At 49.1% G+C, this 5,435-nt stretch carries 6 protein-coding genes; 2 read left to right on the top strand and 4 right to left on the bottom strand.

The genetic code is table 11. The features are described 5' to 3' along the window. The 3 genes from VIM87_RS28710 to VIM87_RS28700 form a co-directional block, all read right to left on the bottom strand. Window positions 1–999: ABC transporter permease (locus tag VIM87_RS28710; protein WP_414649676.1), on the bottom strand; the 999-nt coding region annotated here is incomplete at its 3' end. A gap of 162 nt (window positions 1,000–1,161) precedes the next feature. Further along, window positions 1,162–2,250 (bottom strand): BT_3928 family protein, encoded by a 1,089-nt coding sequence (locus VIM87_RS28705; RefSeq protein ID WP_332000309.1) that lies wholly within the window; start codon window positions 2,248–2,250, stop codon window positions 1,162–1,164. A gap of 63 nt (window positions 2,251–2,313) precedes the next feature. Then, a complete protein-coding gene (locus VIM87_RS28700; RefSeq protein WP_332000308.1) occupies window positions 2,314–2,871 on the bottom strand; it encodes a DUF1599 domain-containing protein in 558 nt (185 codons plus the stop codon). Between the two features lie 159 nt (window positions 2,872–3,030). Between VIM87_RS28700 and folP the strand changes: the two genes are divergently transcribed. Continuing rightward, window positions 3,031–3,873 carry a dihydropteroate synthase gene (gene folP, locus VIM87_RS28695; protein ID WP_332000307.1) on the top strand — a complete coding sequence of 281 codons (843 nt, stop codon included), beginning with the start codon at window positions 3,031–3,033 and terminating at the stop codon, window positions 3,871–3,873. 73 nt (window positions 3,874–3,946) lie between these two features. Beyond that, entirely contained in the window at window positions 3,947–4,756 is an 810-nt protein-coding gene (locus VIM87_RS28690) for a diadenylate cyclase (RefSeq protein ID WP_332000306.1), read from the top strand. Here VIM87_RS28690 and VIM87_RS28685 read toward each other — a convergent pair. Further along, on the bottom strand, window positions 4,736–5,435 hold a 700-nt coding region (locus tag VIM87_RS28685), incomplete at its 5' end, for a serine hydrolase domain-containing protein (protein WP_332000305.1). The genes VIM87_RS28690 and VIM87_RS28685 overlap by 21 nt on opposite strands.

Below are 5,435 nucleotides of genomic sequence, written 5' to 3'. Positions count from 1 at the left end.
GTCTACAATGCTGTATAATATATCTGCCAGGAGATTAATGATCACAAAGATACCAGCCGTAAATAATACGGCGCCCATCAGCACCGGGAAATCAAACTTTTCAAGTGCATCTACGGTTACCTTACCGATCCCCTTCCAGCCAAAAATGTATTCTACGAAAAAAGCGCCGGCCAGCAGCTCTGCAAACCAGCCGGTAACCGCGGTGATCACCGGGTTCAGGGCATTACGCAATGCGTGCTTAAAAATCACCGCACTACGCTTCAGCCCTTTGGCATATGCCGTACGTATATAGTCCTGGTTCAGCACATCCAGCATGGCGCTGCGGGTTAGCTGCACTATAATAGCCAGCGGGCGTATGCCCAGCGTAATAGCCGGCAGCACCAGGTTACGCAGGTTCATCACCCGGCCCTTAAAAGGATCCATATCGAACAAGCTGCCTGTCATATGCAAACCGGTGTACTGGCTAAACACAAAGCCAAACAGGTAGGCCAGCACAATGCCGGCAAAGAACGATGGTACGGAAATGCCCAGCACACTGGCAAAAATGGCGCTGGTATCCATCCAGGTATTTTGTTTTACGGCAGAGAGTACGCCCAGGGCAATACCGGCTACCGTAGCAAACAACATAGCTGCCAATGCCAGCAGCAAGGTGCCGGGCAGGGCTTCAATGAGTATTTCCCACACATCTTTTTTGCCCTGGTAAGAGCGGCGCAGGTAAGGTGTTTTTAATACCAGTATTTTGGAAGAGGATATATGCAGTAACGTTAGGTAGTGCAGCTTATTGCGCGCCTCCTGCTCGGGGTGAATGCTAATGGGCAGCAGATCGTTCAGGTATAGCAGGAACTGCACGGGCATCGGCTGATCCAGGTGCAGCTCCCGGCGCACATTTTCCAGGGAGGCCACATCGGCCCGCTGCCCCAGGGTAAGGCGCGCAGGATCTGCCGGCAGCACATTGAACAGCATGAACACCAATACCACTACCCCCAGCAGTACCAGCAAACCATATGATATTTTTTTTAGCAAGTAGTGCATGGTGGTGAAAAAAGTCCATGGTCCATAGTCGATAGTCCATGGCCTACTACATGGTTTAATATCTCAAGTTACCTGAAGTATTCATCTTGCGATGTATGCAATGGACCATGGACCATCGACCATAGACCTCTAAGGAATATCATTATAATGCCATTTCCCTTTAATGGTGCCCTGCTCTAATAAGATCAGGCAGGGGTTACTGCGGCCGGCGGTTTTAATAGCCGTGCCATCCATTTGCACAAAGGGGAAACTGATGCCATGCGCCTTTTCAAAAGCGGCTACGGCTTCTTTACTGGAACCGGTAACGCCATAGATATACACTTCATTAGCTTCCATGCGTTTTTGCAGCGCCTGCATTTTGGCATCCCAGCCTTTGCCGGCAGTGGCGGTGTTCAGCACCAGGAACAGGTATACCGGTTTCTGTTCCGATAAAATAGCCTGGGTTTGATTGCCGCCATCAAAGTCCGTTAAAATGAAATCCTTAATGCCAGGTTCTCCAATACCTTTTTTCACCAGCTTATCCTTACGGTCTACGAATTTCCAGGTGCTATCGGCCCAGGGATAGTTTTCCATGGTGAACTCTTTGCGTTCCCCGTTCTTTTCGTAGATCATGGTGGTTTCATATACATCCGGCGTGGAGCCCGGCGGCATTTTCATCTTTTCAGGGATGTTATTACCTACCTTATAGGCCAGGCAATCTACAAACGGCAGGTGGCTTAATGTGTACCACTGTACGCCGAAGGAGAATACCAGCGCAGCGGCCATAATAATATTGGATGCCATTTTAGGGAACAGCGGTTGTATGCGTTTGCGGTAGGCAAAGATCACCAGGATCATTACCAGCAAAGCTACATCCTTATAAAAAGTTTGTTCTGCCGTGAGCTTAATGCAATCCCCGAAACAGCCGCATTCCTTAATGGTGCCGCTGAACAGCGCATAACCGGTAAGGAAGGTGAAGAAAATGATGAGCAGCAGCAACAGCACGGAGAACAGGCGCATACGGTACCCCAGCAACACCGCTACCCCGGCTACTATTTCAAACACGTTCATGGTTACAGAATACACCAGGGAATAGTGCGACATAAAGGTCATATGCAGCACCTCAAAGAACTCATCCATCTTATAGCTGAGCCCCAGCGGGTCATTTGCCTTAATAAGGCCGGAAAAAATAAAGAGTACGCCTACGAGTATGCGTAATAGGATCAGGATAAACTTCATATCTGCAATTATAAAACAGCGATCAATTTAAAGAATTAATAAGGAACGGCGAATAATTAATGATCAAAGGCGGCTCACGGGTGCGGCTTCATCTATTTTGATGAGAGCAAACAACGCATAATTAATGATATCCACGAAGTTAGCATCAATACCTTCTGAGATCAGCGTTTTACCTTCATTACGCAGTATTTGCTTGATGCGCAGCAGCTTGGTGAGTATCAGGTCCACAAAGGATTCCTGGCTCATATCGCGCCAGGCTTCGCCATAGTCGTGATTCTTATCTTCCATTACGTTTTGTACAAAACGGGCCTGCTCATCATACAGGCGGGATACTTCATCTACCGGCAGGTCCTGGTAGGGATTGCCATGCTGCCCCAGCTGTATAAGGCCAATAATGCCATAGTTCACAATACCGCGGAACTCCCCGTCGATCTGGTCCTCCACCTTCTGGGTGCCCAGCTCCTGGATGTTGCGGATGCGCTGTGCTTTTATAAAGATCTGGTCGGTAACGGAAATGAGCCTTAATACCCGCCAGGAGGTGCCGTAGTCCCTGGTTTTTTTAATGAAGATATCTTTACACGTGCCGATGGCCTGCTGGTATTGCGCTAAGGTGTTGCTCATTGTCTTTATTAAGGAAGAAACTTTAATTTGCAGGGCAAAGTACGAAAAATGTGCGTATGTGCAGATATGCAGATGTGCAGATAGGTGAGCCTGAAGTACTGCATTTATCATTTGCAGATCTGCATATTTGCACATCTGCACATTAAAATAGTTATTGCCATGAACCTCCTCCCATATACCCTCTCCTGCCGTGGTCAGCTGGTGGACCTTAGCACTCCGGTAGTGATGGGCATTATTAATATTACCGATGATTCTTTTTATGCAGAAAGCCGCAGCCGGCACCTGCAGCATATTATAGAAAAGGCCGGTGAGCACCTGGCCAATGGCGCCCGTATACTGGACCTGGGCGCTCAAAGCACCCGCCCGGGCGCTGCCACGATTGGCGCGCAGGAAGAGCTGGACCGCTTGCTGCCCGCCATTCATGGCATCATCAACCATTACCCGGAAGCTATTATTTCTGTAGATACTTATCATGCTGCCGTGGCAGAAAAAACCGTGCAGGCCGGAGCGGCCATTATTAACGATGTTAGCGCCGGGGAAATGGACCCTGACATGCTTGCCACTGCCGGCCGCCTGCAGGTACCCTATATTGCCATGCACATGAAGGGCACGCCGGCCACCATGCAAAAAGATCCGCAGTATGATAACGTGGTACGGGAAGTGCTTGATTACTTTATACAAAAAACAGCGCAGTGCAGGGCCGCAGGTATCCATGATGTGATCCTGGATCCCGGTTTTGGTTTTGGGAAGACGATTGCCCACAATTACACCCTGCTGCGCGGTCTGAACCTGTTCCACATTCTGGAGTGTCCCCTGCTGGTGGGCGTATCCCGCAAGTCAATGATATACCGTTTGTTAAACACTACCCCCGAAGCCGCGTTAAACGGCACAACGGTGATCCATACACTGGCTTTGCAGCAGGGCGCGCATTTGCTGCGGGTGCATGATGTAAAGGACGCCGTAGAAACTGTGAAGCTGCTGCAGTACATGCATTCCCTGTAAAAAGTGTTGCAACAACGCAGTACATATAAATCTAAAATCGTAAATCTGGGATCTAAAATCTATTTTTACAATTATGGATATGTTTCAATTTTACGGATATAGATTTAACTGGCTGAATATTCTGGACCTGGCGATCGTAATTTTCCTGGTTATTCAATTATACCGGTTATTAAAGGGCAGCCTGGCTTTCAACATCTTCGTAGGCCTGCTGATGGTGTACCTGGCTTACTTCCTGGTACAGGCCTTGGGCATGCCCATTCTCACCAACATTTTACAGAACTTCATTAACGTAGGGCTCATTGCCATTATCATTATATTTCAGCCGGAGATCCGCAAGTTCCTGCTGGTGCTGGGCAAGAAAACACCGCTGAGCAAGGATAGTTTTTTTACCAAGCTGTTTATGCCCGACCGGTTTAAAAGCTACCGTGAAGAGGAGAATATTATTAATGAAGTGATCACCGCCGTGGGCCACCTCTCTGCCCGCCATACCGGCGCCCTCATTGTGATTGCCACCACTCACAGGGTAAAGTTTGATACGGCCAGCAGCATTGGTATTGATGGTAACATCAGCGCCAAGCTCATTGAAAGCATTTTTGCCAAAAGCAGTCCCCTGCATGATGGGGCGCTGATCATAGTAAGCAATAAGATCCTGGCGGCCAAGGTAATACTGCCGGTATCCGATAATCCCAACCTGCCTACCCGTATTGGTTTGCGCCACCGCTCCGCCGTAGGTATCACCGAACATAGTGATAACCTGGCCATTGTAGTATCGGAAGAACGCGCTACTATTTCCTATGCACAGGATGGCCGTTTGGTACAGGATGTATCTTTGGAGGAGCTGAAGATCAAGATGTACGAGGTATTAGTGGATGGCGAGAGCTAATTGCAGCACCGGCAAATGATAGTAAAACATCTCCTTAATATCCCCTGCTGACCATGCAACATTTTCCAGCACCACAATGCTGGTTTGGGAAGCGGGGTAATAAAAATCCATGCACACAAAACCAGGTATAAGCCCGGTTTGGCCCAGCTGTAAGTGGCTGCCCTGGCCACTGGTGGTAATACCATAGCCATAATCCTGCAGGCCGAAAACAGGATGTTCCCGCACTGCTTTCTCTTTTTTGGTGATCATAGCTTGATAGCTGGCAGCAGATAAAAGCTTGCCGCCATGCAAACAGTTATTCCACTTTACAAGATCTGCCGCGGTGGATATGAAGGTGCCGGATGCAGCGTGCCCGCTCAGGTTTCCATGCTCTGGTTGTACACTGCCATCTTCCTGCGCGGTGTAGCCGGTTACAGGGTGCTGGCCTAATGTGCTGTCCGGATAAAAGCTGTTGTGCATACTGCACTTTTTAAACAGCGCCATGGAAAGCGCAGCAAACGACTGGCCGGAGGCATTTTCTATACACTTTGCCAGCAGCTCAAAGCCCAGGTTAGAATAGGCAAATGCGCTACCAGGGCTGAAAGCCAGGGGCTTATCCGTTCTTACCACCCCGCTGGTATGGCTAAGCAGGTGATGGATGGTTACCGTATCGGCCCAGCTTTCTGTAAGCTGTGGCAGG

It is taken from the genome of Chitinophaga sp., assembly GCF_036569125.1.
In the GTDB taxonomy this organism is placed as follows: domain Bacteria; phylum Bacteroidota; class Bacteroidia; order Chitinophagales; family Chitinophagaceae; genus Chitinophaga.
This window is presented reverse-complemented; position numbering and strand designations above follow the sequence as displayed.

Bases quoted from the DNA above. Each gene is read 5' to 3' on its own strand.
- VIM87_RS28705 (WP_332000309.1), bottom strand. From the start codon at position 2,250: ATGAAGTTTATCCTGATCCTATTACGCATACTCGTAGGCGTACTCTTT.
- VIM87_RS28700 (WP_332000308.1), bottom strand. From the start codon at position 2,871: ATGAGCAACACCTTAGCGCAATACCAGCAGGCCATCGGCACGTGTAAA.
- folP (WP_332000307.1), top strand. From the start codon at position 3,031: ATGAACCTCCTCCCATATACCCTCTCCTGCCGTGGTCAGCTGGTGGAC.
- VIM87_RS28690 (WP_332000306.1), top strand. From the start codon at position 3,947: ATGGATATGTTTCAATTTTACGGATATAGATTTAACTGGCTGAATATT.